The following is a 23,160-nucleotide window of genomic DNA, read 5'->3' as shown; positions in this document are numbered from 1 at the left end:
ATTATCTCGCGCTGATCTTATGATTAGCGCGCCCTTTTTGTGTTAGACAAACAACATTCTAAACGCCCATTGCCAATTTTATTAATTGGGCAATGGTAAAGATAACTAAAAAACCTGCCAAATATAAACCAATGAACCATGCCCATTGCGTTTGTTTTTTACTGAGCTTTTTCATAGTGACCTCTCAACTCACGTCTTGATTGTAGCTGCCATCATCTAATACAGCAGTCACAGTCATTCATGCTACTTTATCCAATGCATATCGCTGTTATCGATTAATACATAGGATTATGATCAGATTTACCCTTAAAGGTATAATACGCAAAAGCCGTATAACTTAAGATAATCGGCAGCATAATGATTGCACCAATCAGCATAAAGGAGAGCGAGGTATCAGCGGCTGCTGCTTCATAAATCGTCATCTGATACGGTACTATATAAGGGAATATGGCAAAACAAACACCAATATAACCCATCAAAAACAGAGCAACCGTTAACAAAAATGGACGATATTCGCGCTCAGTGTTTAAGTCTTTACGCATTAAGAAAAATAGCACTAATACAATAATTGGCATTGGCGCAAGATAGAGCAACCCTGGAAAGCTAAACCAGCCTTCAAGTGCATCAATATCTGAGAAAAACATAGAGATTGTAACGACTATCATCGCACCCACTAATGCCTTCAACATCCAGTTAGAGACTTTGCGAGCCCATACTTGTAGCTTATGTTCAGTTTTGATAATAAGCCAAGTAGAACCAAGTAGTGCATAACCAATGATAAGTGCAAATCCACACATGATTGGGAATGGTGAGAACCAGTCAAAAGGACCGCCAGTGTACAAACGGTTGCTTGCTTCTAATCCTTGCACCAATGCACCAAGCATGATTCCTTGAGAGAAAGTAGCAATCACAGAACCTACAAAAAAGAAGGTATCCCAGACGTGTCGGCGTGAGGAGGCTTTAAAGCGAAACTCAAACGCAACTCCGCGCATAATGAGACCAAACAGCATAGCGGTAACGGGCAAGTAGAGACCAGTCATTATGATACCGTAAGCGACTGGGAAAGCGGCAAATAAGCCTCCACCGCCCAATACCAACCAAGTCTCATTACCATCCCAAAATGGGGCAATAGAGTTCATCATTCGGCTACGGTTTTTGTCTGAGCCTGCAAATGGGAATAAAATCCCGCAACCTAAGTCAAAACCATCAAGTAGCACGTAGATAAAGACAGAGAGCGCGATTAGTCCGCCCCAAATCAAAGGTAAGTCTAATACATCACCGTAGTTAAACATTAGCGTAACCCTCCATCATCGATATCATCCGCTGGCGTATCAAGATCTTCTGCGTCATCTTTCTTAGTGTGTTTAGAGGGATTGTTATCACCACTCAATGTACGACCTTGTCCTTCAGTGATAGAATGCTCATAAATATTGTCATCTGCAGGGTCTTCATAAGGTTTTGGTCCTTGAGCAATCAGACGTAAGATATAGAAACTGCCCGCACCAAAGACAAAGATATACAGTACGATAAAGCCAATCAACGTTGTTGCCACTTGTTGGGCGGCGACTGGTGACATACTTTCAGCCGTGCGTATGACCTCGTATACTGTCCATGGTTGACGCCCTGTTTCAGTGACGAACCAGCCGGCAAGTAAGGCGACAAAACCAAGAGGTGTCATCATCATCCATGCTCGATGAAACCATTTACTTTCAGGATTGTACTGCTGTTTTTTAAAGTATTTATAAAGACTAAATAATCCGACTAGGACCATCAGCGTACCTATACCCACCATGACGCGAAATGACCAAAACACAATAGGGACATAAGGCTGATCTTCTGGCGCCCAATTCTTAAGCCCTTTAACTTCACCATCCAACGAGTGCGTCAAAATTAGACCAGATAAATAGGGGATTTTAACTTCATAATGGTTTTTTTGTGCTTCTTGATCTGGAATGCCAAATAGGACTAATGGCGCTCCGCGTTCATCTTCCCAAAGACCTTCCATCGCTGCAACTTTAGCAGGTTGATGCTCAAGCGTATTTAAACCATGCATATCGCCAATCAATACCTGCGCTGGTGCAACAAAAATAGCCATTACCATTGCCATACCTAGCATGACGCGGCCGTGTTTGCGATGTTCAGTATGCTTTTTAGATTGAATGTAGTAGGCACCGATACCACCAATCACAAAAGCAGTGGTCAAGAAAGCTGCCGTCATCATATGTGCGTAGCGGAACGGGAATGATGGGTTAAAGATAATCTCAAGCCAGTTGGTCGGATAGAGCAAACCATCAGCACCAACCATAAAGCCCTGCGGCGTTTGCATAAAGCTGTTGGCAGCCAAAATCCAGAACCCTGAAATGAGCGTACCAATGGCCACAATCGCCGTTGAGGCAAAGTGCATGCGCTTGCTAACACGTCCCCAACCAAACAGCATAATACCCAAAAAAGAAGCTTCTAAGAAAAAAGCGGTCAGCACTTCGTATGCCAGTAGAGGCCCTAAGACGTTACCGGCTTTATCTGAGAATACTGCCCAGTTGGTGCCGAATTGGTAGGACATGACCACGCCTGATACTACGCCCATACCAAAAACAACGGCAAATATTTTTACCCAGTGCTTGTAAACTTCTGCATAAATAGGCTCGCCCGTCTTTAGCCACCGAAATTCAAGCACAGTCAAAAAGCTGGCAAGTCCGATAGAGAATGCGGGAAAAACAATATGAAAAGAGATAACAAAAGCAAACTGGATACGCGCTAGCATAAGCGCATCCATCTGATCGATCATAAACGTAGCGAACATAAACGGTTACCTTTACCTGTTAGCTGACTAGCGATGGCTTCCATGATACGCTCAAGTAACTGTCCGTAATCAATAATACAAACGTTACGGGCAATAGCCAATTGTTATTTAGCTACAAACGACATTCAGCTAAAAGCGTTTTATATAAAGATATTTTATACAAATACTACTTAGCTGTAGCAGATAACCTATATCCTTATAAATTAAAGTCATTTGTCTATAAATTACGTAAATTAATATCTATTAACGTGCATATATTATGCGCCACCCTAAGTACACACGCAAGCTGTGCATGGTAAGTGTTGTTAACCCAACGACTACTAGTCCGTCATTAATAATTACCTATAATAAAGATATACTTAATAGTTGCTCATAACATATATTATTGTCTTAACTGCTTATGTAAGATGCGTCTCAACGTCAAAATAGTCTGCGGATTGGCTTGAATACTATGGCCACCGCTGATGACAGTTTCAGTAGATGCGCCTTCAAGATGAGCACTTGTGTAAGGAACGATGCCATCAGATAAACGTTCTGTGAGTGCTTGACTGATATCATTGTCCACAACGACAGCTGCGACCAATGGTTTACTGGATATGTCCGATGTGTCGCTCGTATCGGGTGATACTGCTGTAGATAAATCTATCTTGGCACCGTTTGGCTGCATCTGCGCCAAGCCTTGAGTAATATCGGCATCGTTGTTGGCGATAATTGAATGATACGTAACACCGTCATCGATAGAGATATCTTTAGTCAATTGAATAAAAGAGGACTTGTTACTTAATTGACTGGCGCCATTTTGTAAATATAGGGCACCTAAAGGGTTCTGTGCCAAATCACCTTTGATGGTAATGGCGGCTAAGTTATCTGTGATGGTTTTTACCAAGCCTACTGGCAAGTAAACAATACGGCGCAGGGCACGAGTAAACCAGCGATCTGCATAATCAGTCCCTCTAAATGGCGCTGACAAAAAGACAGCCGTATCGACTTGTGGTAACGCTTTTAGCTCAAATCGATCTTTTAGTTGCTGTCCGCCAAAAGATTGATTAAGTGCATTACGAATTTTATGCTTTTCACTCATAGAAAGCATGTCTTGGTCATCAAGCCTATCTAAATCATCCATTAAATTGTCGTTAGATAGCATCATACGAGAAATAACAGCGCCCATACTGTGACTAACAATCACGCTATTTTTGCTAGCGCGGTTTTGTCCGCTAGGGTCTGTTTGTTGATAAGTGGTTTTGAGTAGTTTTTGAATCTGATAGCGATTTTCTAAAATAGGCAGATTGGTTGGATAAAAAATTTGCCATACTTGATAGTTATCACGTAGCTTGTCGTCGTTGAATATATCATTGGTTAAGTTGACCCAAGTAGCGGGACTAGAAGCCAGACCATGTATCATGACAATCACACGCTTATCTGGGTCGTAAGGCTCAAGCATAAATAGCTTAGGTAGTGTGGTTTCTTGTCGCCGCGTCAGTAAGTTTAGATAACCGACCCCATCAAGCTGGTTTTCTGCCAACCATAGTCCATAACCTGCTGAGAAGTTGGCAGCAAGTGGATAGTCATTGCCAAGAATATGGACGTTACTACTACGATAGGGGTTGTATAAGTGAATATCGAGCTGATTGCTACTAAGCACATCAAGGATGCTGTCACCAGCTGGTTTTATGAGACCTGTCAAGAGGAGGTGGCCAGTAGGATAGATACGTGAACTTACATCGCTATCATTCATACTGCCGTTGCTTGCCATAGTAGACAGCTTACCCGATAACGATGAAGCCAGCAGTTGGCGAATAGTAGTCGTATAACGATCGTTTAATGAGGCAACCAAGCTTACGCCAAGACCTGGACGCTTACTAACAGAATTTAGCCCCGATAGACGTAGCTCATAGGCTGAGGTTAAGTCTGTAAGAGCAGAGCCTTGCTCATGTGCGTTTTGTAAGTAGTTGTTTTCGTTAGGCAAATAAACATTAAGATCATAGTTGTCGACTTCAATATTCATGACGTTAATCTGATCAGTAGGTTTACCATTTAATGGTGCTTGGTTGGCAATTGCTGCTTCATTGCTATTGTTAATCTTTGCATCGGTTGGTAAGCGCTTTATTTTGGTATGGTTCATCAAATTATTTGCACTATCTTTTGACTGGTAGAGCTGTTTGATGACGCTGTTAGTGGCAGCATTATAGACGTCTTGAGCTTGTATATCGATTTCTGTTGGAATACGATTTGATGGGTGTGTGACAGTCTTGTCCGTATTGGTCTCCTCAAAATCATGAAGCAGACTGTCATAAAATAGATAGCTGTAACTGAGCTTAATCGCATCGAAAAGTCGTGCTTGATAGCTGCTGGTACAGTTAGTAGCATTTTGCTGTTGAATCTTAGCTTGCTCAGCTGTCAAAGGAGCATTGGCATAGTAAGGATCAAGGGGCGGCCGGGTTAAAGACTGTCGACAATCGTTTGAATTAACAAGTTGACGCGCTTTTGCATAGTGAAGCTCAGCATAGACAGCAAGCGCGGCTCTATAGTGTTCGTCAAGCATGCTATCTGATAATTGCGCTAAACACTGATCAAAGTACTGTAGACAAGCTTGCTCATTGAGACCAGCGGACAATAATGTTGAAGACGTAGCGGTACTCAGCTTATTTTCAGTAACGATACTACCACGCTGATCTTTAATGGTTTTTGATGGTGTTTGAGTGTTGACTGAGACTGTACTACAGGCGGGCAGTAGTATCATAGTCGCTGCCAGTGCTACTGGTGCTGTGATAGCCATTGACTTTTTCTTAATATATGCTGCTGTGATCGTAGTAAGAGTGGCAAATGACATAGCAGACCTTAGTAAATAAGTTTTATAAATATAGATTTTCCATAATTGCTTACATTACGAACACCCATATACTAATGAGTCTAGCGTAACTTGCGCGTTTACACTATATGGATTAACGCTTAATATTTAAAACTTAATAACTGAACAGTGGGTCCTAAAAAAGTAATGCTAAATACAGACGGTTTTATATAATAGATATGCCAGCTCATAAAAAAGCACGTTCGTTTTGTTATTGACATAACATCAATATAAAACGAACGTGCTTTGGTTAAGGCGAGTTTGTAGGTAACGCTTTAATTAACCATATAAATGAGCGGTATCCCATTCACTTATAGCAATAAACCTAGGTAATCGGGGTATTTGGTTTAACATCAATGTCAGGTGCAGGCAAATCCCAAATGTAGTACTTGCCATCTTCAATCAGTTTAATCTGTTGACGAATGATTGAGTTGTCCGGCACTTGTTGTTCAAGACGACGTAGGCGCTCTAAGGCTTCATTACGGCGATCACTCAATAAATCAGACTGCGCTAAGCTTTGCTCAGCTTCGGTATAACCAAGCTCGACCGCTTTGTCCAGATACTTTTTACCTTCTTTAAACCCGCCACCTTCTGATAGCATCATGCCATATAAAAAGTTGGCTTCTCCGCTATCTGGCTTGGCTTTAATAGCGCGATCTACATATTGACCAGCGCGAACTGCATAATCTGAGCCTAAATCTAAGTTACGACCCATACCGTTAAGTTTGGCGGCGCGCAATAAGACATCATAAGAAGCGTCAGGCTCGCTGGCATAAGGTTCGATCCATTCAGTCAATACTTTGATTTTTTCACGAGTGTAGTGACGTTGTGAGCGGTTGGGGAAGTTTGGAGGATAGTGGCGTGCGTTGGGCGAGACGTCTTCAATAAAGTCATCAAGTAAGCTGACATCCAGCTTGTCTGTACCAAGGCCAGTTTTTTGAGGGATCAACAGCGTAGGGACAAAGCTAATATCTGAGATACGGACTTGCGGCGTTGGTATGCCGTTTAGCTGACCACGACTGATATCGATACCAGTGCTAGTAATAGGGCCGCGTTGATAAACCTGTGTCGTACCAGTAGGCTTTGGTGCTACAGGGACCGCAGGAGTATATGGTGTTGGTTGAGTCGGTGCAGTTGCATTGTTTTGCTGCGCTGCTTTTGGCTGCACGCTATTTGATTGAGGACTGCTAATAGTTGCATCGGGATTGGCACGGCGAATAATGCGTTTACTTGAGTCAATAGCACTAGGCGCGGTAGCTGCAGGTGCAGTCGCTACATCAGGAGTTGCCGCTAGCGCAGGCGCTGAAAGCATTAAAGTACATGCCGCTGCTAAAGCAGTTAAAGTAGCTGATTTATTATGTTTGACGAGATTTATGGGTTGGCTCATGGCAATCGTTACCTTGGTTATTGATAAATTATCTTTGATAAGTGGCGTCTATGTATTGAATACATATAGTAAATACTAACTGGTTAGAAACTGTACAAATTTTTTATACCCTATCAAATTAGCATAAATCCTCTCAATAGTAGGATTGTTAAAAACCCTACAGGTTAGCTTCAATTGTCAAAGTCATTGCTTTGCTAGACTACAAATGATAGGCCAAGGCTTTCATGCGATTGGCCATCCAGCGCATGGTACGGCGAATAGGGGGCGATAATGTCGCACCGCCACTATTAATCGCCAGCTCTCGATGATGTAGCTCTTCGATGTCCATTTGTGCCAGTATGGCACGTGAACGCTTATCTTGTGTTGGTAGCTGTTCGATATGATCTTGTAAATGCTCACTAACTTGAGCCTCAGTTTCAGCAACGAAGCCTAAGCTAAACTCGTTTGAGATGGCACCAGCAACGGCGCCAAGACCAAAAGACATACCATACCACAATGGGGTAAAAATACTGGGATGACTGCCCAACTCTTGCAGACGAGTCTCACACCATACTAAGTGGTCCACTTCTTCTTCGGCTGATTGCTGCATGGCTTGCTTTACGCCATCGTCTTTTGCACTAAAAGCTTGCCCATGATAGAGACCTTGCGCACATACCTCGCCAGTATGGTTGATACGCATAAGACCCGCCACGTGCCGCGATTCTGTAATGCTTAGCTCAGGAATCGTATCATCATTGACTGGTAGTGGGCGAGTACTGGGGTTGGAATGTGGAACGACTGCCCGTAGCGCTTTATCAACGCCAAGAAGCAAATTGTCTATCTTAGATAACGAACGCAGTGCCATAATTAGCTCCTGATATAGCTTTGTGTCGGTGTTGGCTTATTTAAATTGCAAAAATAATCTTTTATCACTATAGCAAACAATTTTAATTATCGGCATCGAAATTCGTGCTATAACACGATTATAACTCAACGAATCCTTTGTGTATTATTGACGAAAACTGCCATGCTACATTAGCCTTCACTGCTAAGTGGTTCATCACAAGTTTGCATAACGGCTTGCCCAACATGTTTATTAAGCTTGGTATATAAAAACACGCCAAAGATGATATTGAGTACGCCTGTGACCAAAAACAACTGTGGCAGTGATAGGTTTAGCGTGTTTAATACCACTATGGCAAATATAGCCGAAGTGACCATAAATATAGCATTAAAGATATTATTGGCACCTACGATACGTGCACGATGGCTTTTTGGAGCATAAGCTTGCATAGAAGCGTATAAGGGCACAATATACAGTCCACCACTAAACCCTAAAAAGAATAAATCAGCAAATACACGTAAGCTGCCGCTCCTACCAAATACATCACTGATTCCCAAAAGAGTATTGGAAGTCAAGTCGATATCTAGCCCTGATAAAGAAAAATAAAGATCGACAGCAAAGATACTCAATCCTGCGATGCCAAAAGGCAATAGACGCAAGCTCACTTGATTCTTAGTCAAACTTTTACATAGTAAAGAACCAATAGACACGCCAACAGAGAAGAGAGTCAATAGAAAAATAACGACAGATTCATCACCCTGTAAGATGACTTTGCTAAATTCAGGCGTCTGAGTCAAAAACGTTGCCCCATAAAACCAAAACCAGCTATTGCCCAAAATCACAAAGAACAAAAAAGGCAAAGAATACAAATAACGTACCGTGGCTATGCTAGTAGTAAGAATATTCCAATTAATAGTCAGATTGGGCTGCATCGCTGGCGTCATAGGAATAAAGCGCGCTGCCATGTAGCCTAATAATGCTACGACTACAACCGTTGCGCTGATCCAATATAGTGACTGCGGCAGCTGCGTTAATACCCCAGCAACTATCATACCGAGTAAGATAGCAAGAGAAGTACCCATCTGAAACAAGCCATTGGCCCCGACAAGCTCGTCTTTTTGCATTGCTTGCGGCAGATAGGCATATTTGATCGGACCAAAAAAGGTAGAATGCGTACCCATCAAAAACAGCGCCACAAATAACAGTGCGTACCATTCAAACACAAAGCCGATGGCCGCCACTGTCATGATGACCAGCTCAAGCAGCTTAACAAAGCGAGTGAGTTTAGACTTTTCAAACTTGTCTGCAATTTGACCTGCTAGAGCAGAAAATAAAAAGTAAGAAAATAAAAAGTAAGGCAAAATAAATAGCATGGCGGCTAAGTTATTTAAGATACTTACTTCTACACCGATTTGGCTGGCGGCAGTATAGGTCAACACTAAAATCAGTGCTTGCTTAAAAATGTTGTCATTAAAAGCACCCAAAAACTGGGTAAAAAACATAGCGTTGAAGCGACGACGCTTAAACAACTGAAACTGATTTGCCATGTGGGCTCCTACAAGTGGCTAGCGTCTGGGGCATAAAGTGGACTAAACATAGGCAGCATAAGGTGCTTGTATGCTATATAATTATGATTATTATCAAAAACTTATCAAAATATAAGATAGGTTTTATTATTTTTAGACCGTATAATAGCAAGGCTTTGCTATAAATACATGTGCTAGATGCTATGATTTGATAATTAACTAAGCTATGATTTGTAAGTTTGACATGGTTTTGTCAAAGTTGATTACAAACGTTATTAATCAATATTAAATATGATAAGTACATTCTCCGGTTAATGCAGGCGGTAGCCATCGTCAGTATCAGTATGCCGCGTGAAGTGATAGGAAATAAGTATGATAAGACATCAGCCTTCAACGCAGTCGCGAAGCTTGTCAAGTTTGCCGCGTAGCTATTTCAACCGCTCAACGCTTTTTACCGCGTTAGCAAGTGCGTTAGTCGGGTTTGGTGTGGCATCTCCTGCATTTGGTGCAGATGACGTCAATAGCAGTAGCGAAGCATCAGCCAAGCTTTCAAGCTTGTCTAAATACAATGCCCTAATGACTGATCAACAGACTGAGCTTGATGCAGCTTTAGATGCATTACGCCTAAAAAAGGCAGTAGAGCAAGGTGTCATCGATGAGTCAGTACTAGAAGATTATAGCGAGCAAACACTAAAAGGCGAATCAAAAAACTCTTTATCGACCAAACCTATCAATAGTAAAACGACCGACTCGGACAATATCAAAAAACGCTCATCTAACACAGGTGATGATGATTTATTAAAGCAGGCAGCCACAGTACAGCAGCAAGGCTATCAGATGATGACGCCTGAGCAGATTGAGCAAGAGCTGGCTGCAGTAGAGGCACAAAACAATCAAGAAAATGTGCCAAATGAGAACAATAACGACAGTAATGACAGTGACGACGATTTTGATAACCCGGTAGCGACGTTAGATAGCCGTGATACACCTATCGGCTTAGATCCAAGTCTAGATGCAGCAAGCTTACCAGCACCGACCAATCTCGATACCCTTGGACGTCTGGAAAGTAGTGATGAGAATGCTAAAACTGATGAGGTTATGTCACGTCCGATTGAGGTCAGTGATGCGGTTAGTAGCGATGGTGTAGATAGTAGCCAACAGAGCTCGACACAGACGCTTGCGCAGCAAGAACGCGATCCAGTAACAGGTGCTGAAGATACTGTCATTGATACTAAGGTTGATGCAAGTACGGGTAAGGTGCCTGTGGTAGATGAGACGACAGAACAGACAGAATCTTTAAATCCAGATGATTATTTACCTGATTATCAAGCAACAACAGAAACCCAAGCAGTGACCGATAGTATCGTACAAGCATCCAAACCTAGCACACGTGCACGTAATAGTAGCAACGTCGTTAAACGCTTATACAATCGTTTGTTTAATGGTGGTGCAATGGCGCTGCCACACGTAGAGACGAGCGTTTACTTACAGCAGGCAGATAGCAGTAGCGTTGAAGATGCAGTTGATACGTCGCCAAAGCTCATCAAAGCTGATGAAGATAGCCAGCCGATTAACAACATCAAAGCCGCGCTTGATGATACGACTGTGCAATCTGTCGCTGACTTTACCGCAGCTCTACCACGTTTGCGCCAGACTGCCCTAGATGCTGCGCGTGCAGTGGGTTACTATGATGTTACCCTACGTTTGCGCCAACCAACTGTTGATACTATTGATGTCATTATTGAAAATCTTGGTGAGCCAGTACGTGTCGATAGTCGCGTTGTAGATATTCGCGGTGAAGGTATTGAACAGCCTGAGTTTCAAACCCTAGAAACAAAGATGCCACCGCAAGAGGGAGAGGTGTTTAATCACCGCGTCTATAAAAACAGTAAAGCGGCACTCGAAGCATTAAGTAATACATATGGTTATTTTGATCAATACTGGTTAAACAAATCAGTTGATATTATTTTGCCGGACAATACAGCTGATGTGTCATTGGTCTACAATACGGGCGATCGATATAAGTACGATGATGTGGTGTTTTTTACTTATGATGAGGAGACAGGAACACTTACGACAGATCCTGAAAAGTTGCCGGTAGAATCCTCATTATTAAAGCAGATGCTTGACTTTGAAGCAGGCGATCCGTTCTATCGTCCTGATATCACTAAACTTGGTAATGATCTATCAGCGACTCGTTATTTTAATACCGTCAATGTTGAGACAATATTGCCACCCGATGATATTAGCGAAAATAGCACCTTAGCTTTCGATAATACACCGATAGATACTGATAATGATGGCGTTATCGATGATGATATCGACAGTGGTGTTGATGATATTGATGCTTCTAATATCGTCAGTAGTAGCGATGATATGGATGATAGTCGTACAGACGCCAATGGTGCTGACGATAATATTGCTGATAGTATCGAGGCCAATAGCGGCGCTACTGTAGATGCAATGGATGTCGCTCCGATTGAGTTTGAAGTGGATCAAGAAACGCAAGATAAACTACTGGCTATCAAAAGCAAGGCAGATCGGTTAAGCGGGTTGCCAAATGATCGAGTGCTCGACGAAAAAAAACAAGAAGCCGATAATCTTTTAGGAAAGATCAGTGACTCCATTAGTAAAGTCGCCAAAAAAATATTCCCTGATGATGAAGTTGTATTGGACGAAGATTTTGTACCGCCAACTCTTGCTGGACGTAAAACACCAGCAGAGGTTCAAGAAAGCAAAAAAGTACCACTGTATGTTTTTGTCTACGCTGACAAGCCGCGTGATGCACAAGTCGGTATCGGTTATGGCACAGATACGGGTGTGCGAGCGACTGCTAAGATAGACTACAATTTAATCAACCGCAGAGGCTACCAAGCAGGCGCAGAAACTGAGATTTCTCGAATTAATAAAAATATTGCTGTCTATGCCAGTCGACCATGGAAGCATCCACTCAACGATAAACTAGAAGGACGTCTCTCTTATGAAGAGGAGGTGATTGATCAAGGTGAAGGTAACTTTGATCTGTCAACCAAAACGCTAAAGGCTGCATTGGCTCGTAATATTCGCCGTGAAAACGGTTGGAACCGTAGCTATTCTGTGCGTTATCGTCTAGATGAGCTAGAGACCGGTGTTGATGACACTGAATTGGATGATCTGCCCATTCGTTTTACATCTTCTAGACCCAAGCAAAAGGCACTATTATTTGGTTATGGGATCAATAAAACGGACGTTGACAGTGCGACTAATCCAACGCGCGGCATACGTCAGTACTACGGTATTGAGGCGGGCGCGGATAAAGCGCTTAGCGATACCGACTTGGCCATAGTTCGTGCAGGTGTCAGTGGTATCTATAGCTTTGGTGATGATAATAAGCATCAAGTGCTTGGGAGCGTAAATACAGGTTATATATGGGCAGATAACTTTTATGAAGTACCGTATAAATTGCGCTTTTTTGCTGGTGGTGACCAAAGTATTCGCGGCTATGATTATGAAAGCTTGTCTCCGTTAGAAAATGGCTATCTAACTGGCGGACAAGTATTAGCAGTCGGTAGTGCCGAGTATAATTACGAATTTATTCCAGGCTTTCGCGGCGCGGTATTTACCGATGTGGGTAATGCTTATGACAAAGATTTTGAGACTGAAACCAAAGTCGGCGTTGGGGTTGGTGTTCGCTGGGCATCACCTGTGGGTATTGTACGCGTAGATGTAGCCGCTGGCGTGACAGAAGATAGTGTTCCAGTTAGACTACACTTCTTTATTGGCTCGCCCCTCTAGTGAAAACTATAGACTTGACTATATGTAGACGATTACACTCACTAAAGTAGAAAAGTCTTTGAGCCATTTTTATCTATCCTACCGATTGCTGGTAAATAATCTTTTAACGTAGTTGAGTATCATGTTGAACAAAAAGACCCCGCCCAAACGTTCACCCGATGAAGATCCAGCTCAAAGAGATGCCCGTGCAGTAAAGCGCTGGTATCCATTGTCCTTTGTATTCAAATTATTGATATTGATAATTGTCGTTCTACTGCTTATGTTTGCGTTCTACTGCTTATGTTTGCAGTATTCTTTTACATGATGGGCACAGAGGCAGGGACAAGGTTTGTCTTAGAAAAGGTCAGTGCAGAAACAGGCATTAAGATTACATACGGCAAAGGCAATTTGCGGGATGGCATTTGGGTCACAGATATAGACATTAAGGCGACTGAAGATCTTGAGGTCGTGGTAGACAAAGCCTATGTTAAGGTGGGCTGGCGTGCTGTCTTTTCCAAAGAAGTACACCTTCGAGATGCTGATATCCAGCGCATAGAAATCATCAATAATAAACCACCAACTGGTGAGCCAATTGATTATAAGACGCTTAAATTACCAGTCAATCTACGCTTTGATCAAGCCAAAATAAAGAACATTGTTTATAAACAAGTCACCAAAGATCCTATCGTAGTCCATGATATTAGTGCTCGAGATTTAACATGGGTAGGGAGTGAAGTCACTGTTGGTCGCGGTGATTTGCGTTATGCAGATATTGTAAAAATCAATGCATTACAAGGCAACATAGATTTGCAAGGCGACTATCCATTGGACCTCAGTGCCATCGCTGAAGTCAGTGCTCTAGAAAAAGCTTATATTGACCCCTTAAATATTACAGCGACAGGTACCCTAAAACGCACTGTAGGTAAGGTGCGTAGTCGTTATAATGAAGGGGATGTTCAAGGTGAGTTTGTCGTACAAGGTCTCGATAACGATTCGCCATTTCAAGCCAAATTACAATGGGATGATATCCTCATTCCTTATGCCGACGCCCAAAATATTCATCTAAAAAGTGGTACCGCTACTGCAAATGGGGTCATCTCTGAGATACGTCTGCGTATTAATACTGAATTAACTGCCAAAGACATTCCTTCAGGACATTACCAAGGCCGCGCTATCATCGCTAACAGCCAAATGCGTGTTGATCGCCTAGACGCTAATGTTCCAGCTGGTCATCTAATACTGCAGGGTATTTTGGATTGGCAAGATAGTTTTGATGCAAAGGTACGAGCGACAGGCAGTAACTTTGATATTCGCCGTGCCATTCCTGATGAATATGCTGATTTTAAGGCGTATGCACCGCAAAATCTTAATGGTCGACTATCAATGCATTATCAACAACAAAATAGTGTTGGTAATACGCAGATTGATGCAGACTTGCGTCAGCGTGATGGTGAACACGTCAATGCTAATATAGTACGTGGTAAGACTTCATTAAAGTCTAAGCAAGTGGCCCCTTGGTATATCGATGCCAGCTGGCAAAATCTTATTCGAAGCGATATCCCTAATATCGGTAATATTAACAGTCCAAATGGCCACGCTAATGTCATTGTGCGCGGTGCACGTTTGTCTGTTGATGCCAATGCCCTTATTAACGAGTTAAACGCAGCCCCTAAAGGCAACTATGATGTGGCAGTCCGTAAGACTGGCAACGTCATTGATATCAATAGCCTTAATTATCAAGGCATTGTTGGTGATTTATCGGGTAATGGACAAATACAGCTAGCAACTAAGCGGCGCCCCTTGACGTGGCAGATCGATGCACGTACCAATGGCCTACTACCCAAACAATACCGTAGCGATTTGCCACTTGAGCGTTTGACAGGAAGCCTCAATGTAAATGGTCGTTTGCTAGATATCACCAAAAACGGTGTTAAAGGTCAGCGGCATATTATTGATCTAAATGATACGGACCTACAGGCTCAGCTTGATGCCACACAAGACGGTCGTGATATTGGTATAGCAGGTACGGGAGATGCGAGCATCGATATCGTTGGTGGTGAGCTGTCAGTTTTTGATGCACGTTTTGATGGTCAGCTTGATACCGCGGATGTACCTGATGGTCGACTATCGATTGATGCAGCTGGCACACCAAAGCTAATCAATGTACGTAAGTTGGATTATACTGGCGAAGCAGGTGCTGTTAATGTAAAAGGTGTGCTTGATCTACGCCAAGATATTGGCTGGACAGTAAACGGGCGCTTTAATAATTTTGATTTGGGTTATTTTTTACCGAACAACCCCGCCATTCTTACTGGTGATTTGAACACCAGTGGGCAGTGGCAATCTGCGTCCAAAAACCGTCCTGATGAACAGGGCAAGCTACAACGCTTTGCTGTAAATTTCGATGGTGTGTTAGATGCCAAACAGCTACCTGCCGGCAAACTGACCATTGATGCCAATGGAGACTCACAGCTCATTCGTATCAAGCGTTTTCGTCATGTAGGTACAGCGGGTAGTATTGACGCTCAAGGGTCGGTTGATGTGAGTAAAGGAGTTGCATGGGATATTAGTGCGGTAATGGATCGCTTTAATTTAGGTTACTTCTTAAAAGATACCCCAAGTACGATTACTGGCAGCATAAAAACAGATGGCAGCTGGCGTAAAGCGCAGCAAATTATCAATCTAAGACAAATTGACTTAAACGGTACTCTAAAAGGTCAGCCTTTAAGCGCCAAAGGTAGCTTAACAGCTAAGTTAAACTTGCCAGAAAATTTAGCCAACTATTTTGAGCGTCTAAAAGCACAAGACGTTGAGTCTCAATATCAGCAAATCAACGCTCTCATCGAAAATCTAAATGCAAACAACTTAGTACTACGATGGGGAGATAATTATCTAACGGCCAATGGCAATGCCAAGCAGCTACAAACGAAGATAAATATTACCAGTCTCGATCAACTATCCGACAAGCTTACGGGTAAAGTTACTGGCGGTGCGACCTTATCTCAGCCAGCAGGTCAGGCGTTGCCGACGATTTATATAGATTTGGTAGGTGAACGTATCGCATTGCCTGGATTTGTCTTACGTCAAGGCCGTGTACGCGGTAAGCTTGTAAATTTAGCCAATAGTCCTAGTCAACTAATTATCAGTGCAGAAGGCTTAGATGCAGCTGGACAAAGTTTTAAAAACGTCGATGCCTCATTTAATGGTACTGAGCAAAAGCATGTTGTCAACCTGAAGATGGCTAATGAAAAACTAAACATCTCAACGCGATTAAAAGGTGGTTTTGATCGTGATCAGTTGAGTTGGTCAGGGGTGATAGGTAAGGGACGTATTCAATCACAGTACGCAACCTTAAACCAGTTACAGCCTGCGCAGGTCATTGTCAACTTACCAAAGCCGCAGAATGGTGGTACAACTGATCTAAAAGTGCAGTTGGCAGCACATTGCTGGCAAGCAGAGGATCAGACTGGTAAGTTATGTTTGCGCGAAAACCTGATAGCTTCAGCCGCTGGTGGCAAAGTGAATCTGGCTTTACAAAAGCTTGATACATCATTATTTTCAGTATTTTTACCTGAAGATATCGATTGGCATGGTCAGATTAACGGTAAAGCCGTTGTGAGTTGGCAGCGTGGCAAAACGCCTACTATCAATACGACGCTATATTCTGACAATGGTAAAATAGGTCTCATTCAAGATGGTGATGTTGCACCTGTAACTTTGACTTACGAGCGTGTGTCACTCATCGCATTATCAGTGCCTGAAGGATTAAAGCTGCGCGCAGATATTAATACTGGCAATGGCGCTCGCGGTTACGCTGAAGTTATTGTAGATCCATACAAAACGCCCAAACCAATCTCAGGGGCACTGGTACTTAATGAGCTCAATCTTGCCGTTCTAAAGCCATTTCCAGGGATTTTTCCCAGGGATGCGCGTACTTGAAGGTAATATTACCATGGCAGGTGGCATTGGTGGCACTCTAACCAAGCCGCAATTTTATGGCGATGTAAAGCTTGCAGATGGCCGTATAGCCATGCTTGATTTACCCGTTAACTTAACCAACGTTGATATAGATGCCAAAATTCGGGGTACTCAAGCGACTATCGATGGCAAGTTTAATAGTGGTACAGGCTCAGGTACATTGATTGGAACCGTTAATTGGCAGCAAAAACTACAAGCTAAACTGAGTATTGTAGGTGAAAGGTTGGTGTTAACGCAGCCACCGTTATTATTGGCGGAAGTCAATCCTGATATTGACATCATAATACGTCCAGGCGATCGCTACGTTAACATTGAAGGTGCAGTCAGTGTGCCCTCAGCGACCATTCGTCCTCCTGAGGCTAGTGAAGATATTATTACTCAAACCGAAGATGCTATCGTCATCGACCGTCGTTTAATCGGTAATATTGAAGATGTTTTGGCGGTGTCAAAACCATGGTCTATTAACGCTGATATCGGTATCGATTTGGGTGATGATGTCAACTTCCGTGGCTTTGGCGCTGTTATTCCTTTAGCCGGAGCTCTCAATATTAATCAGAGCGGTACTGGCATCATGCGTGCTAAAGGGGTGGTGCAGGTATCTCGCCGTACCAGTATTGATGCTTTCGGTCAGAATTTAGAGCTAAATTATGGACAGGTGCGTTTCAATGGCGATGTAATGAAGCCGAATCTTAGTATCGAAGCTGTCAAGATTATCGATGGTAAGACAGTTGGTCTACGGGTTAAAGGAGATACAGAAAATCCAAATATCATCGTCTTTAATAATGCTGGACTTACTCAGCAGCGGGCGATGAACGCCTTGGTAACGGGCCGTATTAACAACACAGGCGCGACGCAAATTAGTGAGCAAGGCTTTAAATCTCAGGTAACCAACAATTTAGCTGCGGCCGGATTGAGCTTTGGTTTGAGCGGTACACGTGGTTTAACCAATCAGATAGGTCAAGCCTTTGGTCTGCAAGGCCTCACTGTTGACGCCTCAGGTAGTAGCGAAGATACCAACGTCAATGTCACAGGTTACGTTACGCCTGACTTGTACATTCGCTACGGTGTAGGGGTATTTAATGCTCAAAATAGCTTGTCTATTCGTTATCAATTGACACGCCGTATTTATGTCGAGGCAACCTCTGCAGCCGAAAACGCCGTAGACGTCGTCTACAGCTGGCAATTTTAAAGAGCAGCGCTCTTTATACTATGTCGAAAAATGGCTGTGGTTGTAAGCTAAGATGCAGCTATAAATGACCAGCACTCACTGTTTTCCAATAAAAAGCGCCTTTTGATAGAGGCGTTTTTTATTGGAGCAGTTAAATTATTTGGTCAAAATTAAGCGATTATTACGAGTCAAGCGCAAGCGGTACTCTTCGCCTTCATGCTCAATACGAACCTCTTTGGTTAGAGCAAACAAGTGCTGCGATTGCAAGGTAGGCAAACGATTTTCACGGCAGTTTAAATAGCGAGAGATGACCATACTCATAGCGAATTCCTTTCAATTAAATGATGGGGTAAATACTAATAACTTCCAACGATAATAATTATCATTTACATTAAGAAAATTTGCAAGGCCATTGATAAAATAAAATGCAGTTATTATGTAAACTTATCTAAATTAACCATTTCCCAGATAATGATTAGAGATGTTTCGAGCGAAATTTTAAATAAACTCAGCTGCCTTTTAGATAAGCAGCTTTTTATAGCAATTTTGCAAAACGCTACGATAGAGCTGTTACGAAAATAACGACATAAGAGAATTGATAGAGGATAGGGTTATGCTAAACCAGTCGACAAAACAACCGATCAATAATACGAGCGTCACTGTTAATGTCGCCGTTGCTGTTATTCACTATAAAGATAAATATTTGCTTGGATTTCGAGACCAGTCTCAACATCAAGGCAATCGCTATGAGTTTATAGGTGGCAAAATAGATGCCCACGAAACGGCGAGTCAAGCACTAGTACGAGAAGTCGCTGAAGAGTCGGGTATTGTCATTCATAATAATACGATTGTTAAACTTGGGCGATTGCACCATGATTACGGTGATAAAAAAGTAAGTTTACAAGTCTATCGTATTGAGCTGACCGCTCAGCAGTATGATAAGTATAGGCATCATGGTTATGGTTTGGAGGGACAAGCTCTGACTTGGGTCAATAAGTCTGAGCTGTTAGCAGGGGACTACAACTTGCCAGCTGCCAACAAAACGATTCTTGAATGGCTACGCTTACCTCCAAAGATAGCGATTACTTATCCCTTGTCATACTTTCATGCATACCTTGATACCGCAACGGCATGGTTACAATACCATCAAGATCACATAGAGCCAGATGCTTGGGTCTATATTCGAGTCAAGGACACACGCTTCGAGAATATTGCAGAGCAATTGATGAGCCAGCGACCAGATATTCAGGTCATTGTGCCTAATGACGTTAGCGATCATTATTTGACGACCAATCATCAAATCTTGGCGCATCATCTAACACAAACATCATTACTACAATGGTCTCACGAAGTCAAAGATACTTTCGCCTCTGATCAATTGCAAGCTTTGCTTCATCCATTAATAGTAAGTTGTCACGATGCAGACAGCATTTGTGCAGCCAATAAACTTGCTAATAGTCGTTTAGAGCGACAGGAACCACCAGTAATTGGTGTTTTTTTATCCCCTGTATTGGCGACTCAAACGCATCCTGATGCTAAGCCTTTAGGCTGGGAAGCATGGTCAGATCTAGCAGCACTTGCAGACATGCCTGTCATTGGTTTAGGTGGATTATCGCCAGAGTTATTTGCACAAGCAACGCAGTATGGGGCCACGAGTATAGCTGGTATTCGACAGTTTCTTTAAAAGTATGAGCGAGGAATAGCATCAATTCATTTATCGCCACTCCGTTTTCATATTTTATTAAACATTTTACATACCAGTTACTATGTATTTAGTATTACTAACAAAGACAATGTTATTTACAAACGGTTGCTTTTCCCTACATTGCTACACTGTTTTAATTTCTGGTACATCCTTAATATTACAGTTGAAAATTATGATAGATGAAAGTATAGGCAAACGTATTACTATAATTATTATTCTATATCAGCGATATATTTATATTATCTAATACATAGAATTATTAACTCAAAAAATAATGGTATTTTTATGAAAACCAATAAGTTACTGATGTCAGAAGATTCTGATATACAGGCAGCCGGTTCTCAGTCTGGGCAAAATCATCAAGCGTTTGATGGGCGTTTAAGGGATGATGATACAAGAGTAGCGAGTAACAGTAGCAATGCTAGTAATGATGCTAACTATAATAGGGCCATACACTTGCTCTCAAATGGCGAAAGATCAATAAATGACGATCTTACTTCTACATGTCTGAATGATGAAGTACCGGAGCGTGTATTTATGAACAGTCTTATCAAGCATACTGGAATAGCGTTAGCGATTATTGTGCCGTTGGCTGCATTTTCTGCTTATGCTGCAACGCCGTCAGAAGTACCTACAAGTACCGTAGGCTCTGATAAAGTAGACGCAAATACGGCGAATGCGATTATAGATATCAAACCTTCTTCCATTATTCACAAACCAGCTACCGAACCAACCACAGTAGATAGTCTTGATTTAAAGAAATATAGTGGAAAATGGTACGAAATAGGTCGTTTACCGATGTATTTTCAGCGTAACTGTGCCAGTGATGTAACTGCTACTTATACTCCTAATGTAACAGACCCTAGTATTACGGTATTAAACCAATGTGCTGACGAAGAAGGTGAACCGATTACGGCTGAAGGACTTGCAAAGCCTATAGACGATACAGGTAGTAAGCTTAATGTTACCTTTTTACCATCATGGATTCGCTGGTTACCTGTTGGTCGCGCCGATTACTGGGTGTTGGCACATGATCCAAGTTATCAAACAGCGTTGGTTGGTACACCAGATAAAGAATATTTGTGGCTTCTCGCTCGTTCGCCAAATATCTCACAAGAAAGTTATGCAAATTATCGTCAAATTGCTCAGCAACAAGGTTATGATTTAAAAGCCTTTAAACTGACGGATCATCACAATCAAACAGTAAACCTAGTCCCTTAATGTTAGATAAAAATTGATTCCATGATTTGCAGTTTACTCGTAGCGAACTTGATAGTTGATATGGACTTAGTTTATTAGATAAATAAAAAGGCAACCTAATCAGTTGTCTTTTTGCCATCTATAACCATAGATTCTGTCAAAAACAATACATGATTGATATCAAACGTTAGTAATAACGGTTATCACTAGCAAAATCAGGCATTTTGAGCTAAAATATACCCCAATTAAAACCTATGACAAATACCGTCATACAGCTTACAAACCTACTATAGAACACAATCTTTAATAGTTGAATATCAATCTTCAACGTAGCGTTTCATTCAGTTTACAAGTTTTTATTACTTATATAGTCTTCTATATCTTACAAACACATTTTACTGACCATAAGGATGTTCCTCGTGAGCCAAGCTAATACCTTACGCCAATTACATCAAGATCGTCTAAATAGTTATAACGATCAAGAACAACAAGCTATTGAGTTAATTGGACTGTTAAACAAACTCTATAACGAAAAAGACGTGCAAGTTACTTTGTTCGGCGAGACACTTGATACAACTTCAGTTGGTCAAGTGCTAGCGCTGCATCAAAAAGCAGCTACTCGTGAGCAGAATGGTAAACCTATTGCTATTGCTGATACTCTAGAGATGGTTAAAGAATTGGCTTCTAGTAGTGAGGTTCAATCAGCACGTGTTGATGTCGGTCAACTGATCGCCAATGACACTGATTTGCAAGCGGCTTTACAAGAAGCTGGTGATGATAAATCTGCACAAAACGGTACTACGGACGTTGTGTTGTACGGCTTTGGACGTATTGGGCGAATTTTGACGCGTTTATTACTGTCGCAAGCATCTAGCAAAAAGGGTTTACAACTAAAAGCGATCGTAGTACGTCCAGCTGCTGCAGGCGATCTTGCCAAGCGTGCGTCGTTACTTGAGCGTGATTCAATTCATGGTAGCTTTACGGGCGGCGTAAGCGTTGATGACGATAACAATGGTATGGTTATCAATGGGCGTTTTGTACAAGTGATTTATGCCAATGACCCAAGTGAGATTGATTACACAGCCTACGGTATCGATAATGCGTTAGTGATTGATAATACAGGTATCTGGAAGGATGAGTCGGGCTTAGGTAAGCATTTACAGTCGCAAGGCGTAAATAAGGTGTTATTGACTGCGCCTGCGGGCGGAGATATCAAAAACGTCGTTTATGGTGTCAATAACGACACTGTTGGTGAGGACACTATCGTTAGTGCTGCAAGTTGTACAACCAATGCTATTACGCCAACGTTAAAAGTATTAAACGATGAATATGGTATTGAAAACGGTCATGTTGAAACGATTCATTCTTTTACTAACGATCAAAATTTAATTGATAACTATCATAAGTCTGATCGTCGTGGTCGTAGTGCAGTACTAAACATGGTGATTACTAGCACAGGCGCTGCTAAAGCGGTTGGCAAAGCACTACCAGAGCTGAGTGGTAAACTGACAGGTAATGCTATCCGTGTACCTACCCCTAATGTCAGTTTGGCGATTTTGAACTTAAATTTAAAACAAGCGCCACAAGGTGCAGATGCATTAAATGATTTCTTGCGTAAGATGGCTAACAGCAATACTTGGCAATCGCAAATCTCTTATACCGATTCGACAGAAGCTGTATCAACTGATTTTGTTGGTACTAAGCATGTCGGTATCGTTGATGCGCAAGCGACTATTGTCACCGACAATCATGCAACGGTCTACATTTGGTACGACAATGAAGTAGGTTATAGCACGCAAGTATTACGTTTGGCGACGCAGATGGGCGGTATTAGCTATACTCAAATTCCTGCATAAGACCTATATGAAGATGTGCTTTCATTAAGCTAATTTGTTTGATACAGCTTATGAGTACATTTTAAGCGGTTTAGTATGTTTGCAATATACAATAACACCCGATACTCCATTTGGTT

14 protein-coding genes are annotated in these 23,160 nt (G+C 42.0%); 6 read left to right on the top strand and 8 right to left on the bottom strand.

All coding sequences use genetic code 11. The annotated features are described in order from the left end of the window. Window positions 1-58: 58 nt before the first annotated feature. The 7 genes from PENNN9_RS12720 to PENNN9_RS07545 all read right to left on the bottom strand — a co-directional run bounded on the left by PENNN9_RS12720 (window position 59) and on the right by PENNN9_RS07545 (window position 9,405). The gene (locus PENNN9_RS12720; protein ID WP_178379347.1) at window positions 59-175 is read right to left on the bottom strand and encodes a DUF2474 domain-containing protein; all 117 of its coding nucleotides are present in this window, start codon (window positions 173-175) and stop codon (window positions 59-61) included. A gap of 100 nt (window positions 176-275) precedes the next feature. Continuing rightward, a complete protein-coding gene (gene cydB, locus PENNN9_RS07570) occupies window positions 276-1,292 on the bottom strand; it encodes a cytochrome d ubiquinol oxidase subunit II (protein ID WP_058369091.1) in 1,017 nt (338 codons plus the stop codon). Next, complete coding sequence (locus PENNN9_RS07565) at window positions 1,292-2,800, bottom strand: cytochrome ubiquinol oxidase subunit I (RefSeq protein ID WP_058369090.1); 1,509 nt, start codon at window positions 2,798-2,800, stop codon at window positions 1,292-1,294. The genes cydB and PENNN9_RS07565 overlap by 1 nt, the downstream gene beginning before the upstream one ends. Before the next feature lie 382 nt (window positions 2,801-3,182). Continuing rightward, window positions 3,183-5,630, bottom strand: coding sequence for an esterase/lipase family protein (locus tag PENNN9_RS07560; protein ID WP_058369089.1), 2,448 nt, complete (start codon window positions 5,628-5,630; stop codon window positions 3,183-3,185). A gap of 343 nt (window positions 5,631-5,973) precedes the next feature. After that, window positions 5,974-7,035, bottom strand: a complete 1,062-nt coding sequence (locus PENNN9_RS07555; protein WP_058369088.1) for a tetratricopeptide repeat protein — start codon at window positions 7,033-7,035, stop codon at window positions 5,974-5,976. A gap of 199 nt (window positions 7,036-7,234) precedes the next feature. Further along, window positions 7,235-7,879, bottom strand: coding sequence for a 2-polyprenyl-3-methyl-6-methoxy-1,4-benzoquinone monooxygenase (gene coq7, locus PENNN9_RS07550; protein ID WP_058369087.1), 645 nt, complete (start codon window positions 7,877-7,879; stop codon window positions 7,235-7,237). Window positions 7,880-8,049: 170 nt separating this feature from the next. Continuing rightward, complete coding sequence (locus tag PENNN9_RS07545; protein WP_058369086.1) at window positions 8,050-9,405, bottom strand: MFS transporter; 1,356 nt, start codon at window positions 9,403-9,405, stop codon at window positions 8,050-8,052. Between the two features lie 351 nt (window positions 9,406-9,756). Between PENNN9_RS07545 and PENNN9_RS07540 the strand changes: the two genes are divergently transcribed. From PENNN9_RS07540 to PENNN9_RS13095, 3 genes are all read left to right on the top strand, one after another. Further along, window positions 9,757-13,158, top strand: a complete 3,402-nt coding sequence (locus tag PENNN9_RS07540; protein WP_058369085.1) for an autotransporter assembly complex protein TamA — start codon at window positions 9,757-9,759, stop codon at window positions 13,156-13,158. A 300-nt stretch (window positions 13,159-13,458) separates the two neighbouring features. Next, on the top strand, window positions 13,459-17,076 hold the full coding sequence (locus tag PENNN9_RS07535; RefSeq protein ID WP_227511760.1) for a hypothetical protein: 3,618 nt from the start codon (window positions 13,459-13,461) through the stop codon (window positions 17,074-17,076). Next, entirely contained in the window at window positions 17,063-18,304 is a 1,242-nt protein-coding gene (locus PENNN9_RS13095) for a translocation/assembly module TamB domain-containing protein (protein ID WP_227511759.1), read from the top strand. Before PENNN9_RS07535 ends, PENNN9_RS13095 begins: the two co-directional genes overlap by 14 nt. Window positions 18,305-18,439: 135 nt before the next feature. Here PENNN9_RS13095 and hemP read toward each other — a convergent pair whose 3' ends face one another. Further along, entirely contained in the window at window positions 18,440-18,598 is a 159-nt protein-coding gene (hemP, locus tag PENNN9_RS12540) for a hemin uptake protein HemP (RefSeq protein WP_227672156.1), read from the bottom strand. A gap of 298 nt (window positions 18,599-18,896) precedes the next feature. Between hemP and PENNN9_RS07530 the strand changes: the two genes are divergently transcribed. From PENNN9_RS07530 to PENNN9_RS07520, 3 genes are all read left to right on the top strand, one after another. Continuing rightward, entirely contained in the window at window positions 18,897-19,967 is a 1,071-nt protein-coding gene (locus PENNN9_RS07530; protein WP_058369084.1) for an NUDIX domain-containing protein, read from the top strand. 306 nt (window positions 19,968-20,273) lie between these two features. Next, a complete protein-coding gene (locus PENNN9_RS07525; RefSeq protein WP_082638034.1) occupies window positions 20,274-21,209 on the top strand; it encodes a lipocalin family protein in 936 nt (311 codons plus the stop codon). Between the two features lie 389 nt (window positions 21,210-21,598). After that, complete coding sequence (locus tag PENNN9_RS07520; RefSeq protein WP_058368119.1) at window positions 21,599-23,044, top strand: glyceraldehyde-3-phosphate dehydrogenase; 1,446 nt, start codon at window positions 21,599-21,601, stop codon at window positions 23,042-23,044. Window positions 23,045-23,160: the final 116 nt, after the last annotated feature.

Source organism: Psychrobacter sp. ENNN9_III, from assembly GCF_001462175.1.
In the GTDB taxonomy this organism is placed as follows: Bacteria; Pseudomonadota; Gammaproteobacteria; order Pseudomonadales; family Moraxellaceae; genus Psychrobacter.
Note: the sequence above shows the minus strand (reverse complement) of the source record. Positions and strands in the feature narration are given on the sequence as shown.

Bases quoted from the DNA above. Each gene is read 5' to 3' on its own strand.
- hemP (WP_227672156.1), bottom strand. From the start codon at position 18,598: ATGGTCATCTCTCGCTATTTAAACTGCCGTGAAAATCGTTTGCCTACC.
- PENNN9_RS07525 (WP_082638034.1), top strand. From the start codon at position 20,274: ATGAAAACCAATAAGTTACTGATGTCAGAAGATTCTGATATACAGGCA.
- PENNN9_RS07540 (WP_058369085.1), top strand. From the start codon at position 9,757: ATGATAAGACATCAGCCTTCAACGCAGTCGCGAAGCTTGTCAAGTTTG.
- PENNN9_RS07520 (WP_058368119.1), top strand. From the start codon at position 21,599: ATGTTCCTCGTGAGCCAAGCTAATACCTTACGCCAATTACATCAAGAT.
- PENNN9_RS13095 (WP_227511759.1), top strand. From the start codon at position 17,063: ATGCGCGTACTTGAAGGTAATATTACCATGGCAGGTGGCATTGGTGGC.
- PENNN9_RS07535 (WP_227511760.1), top strand. From the start codon at position 13,459: ATGATGGGCACAGAGGCAGGGACAAGGTTTGTCTTAGAAAAGGTCAGT.
- PENNN9_RS07565 (WP_058369090.1), bottom strand. From the start codon at position 2,800: ATGTTCGCTACGTTTATGATCGATCAGATGGATGCGCTTATGCTAGCG.
- coq7 (WP_058369087.1), bottom strand. From the start codon at position 7,879: ATGGCACTGCGTTCGTTATCTAAGATAGACAATTTGCTTCTTGGCGTT.
- PENNN9_RS07555 (WP_058369088.1), bottom strand. From the start codon at position 7,035: ATGAGCCAACCCATAAATCTCGTCAAACATAATAAATCAGCTACTTTA.
- cydB (WP_058369091.1), bottom strand. From the start codon at position 1,292: ATGTTTAACTACGGTGATGTATTAGACTTACCTTTGATTTGGGGCGGA.
- PENNN9_RS07530 (WP_058369084.1), top strand. From the start codon at position 18,897: ATGCTAAACCAGTCGACAAAACAACCGATCAATAATACGAGCGTCACT.
- PENNN9_RS12720 (WP_178379347.1), bottom strand. From the start codon at position 175: ATGAAAAAGCTCAGTAAAAAACAAACGCAATGGGCATGGTTCATTGGT.
- PENNN9_RS07560 (WP_058369089.1), bottom strand. From the start codon at position 5,630: ATGTCATTTGCCACTCTTACTACGATCACAGCAGCATATATTAAGAAA.
- PENNN9_RS07545 (WP_058369086.1), bottom strand. From the start codon at position 9,405: ATGGCAAATCAGTTTCAGTTGTTTAAGCGTCGTCGCTTCAACGCTATG.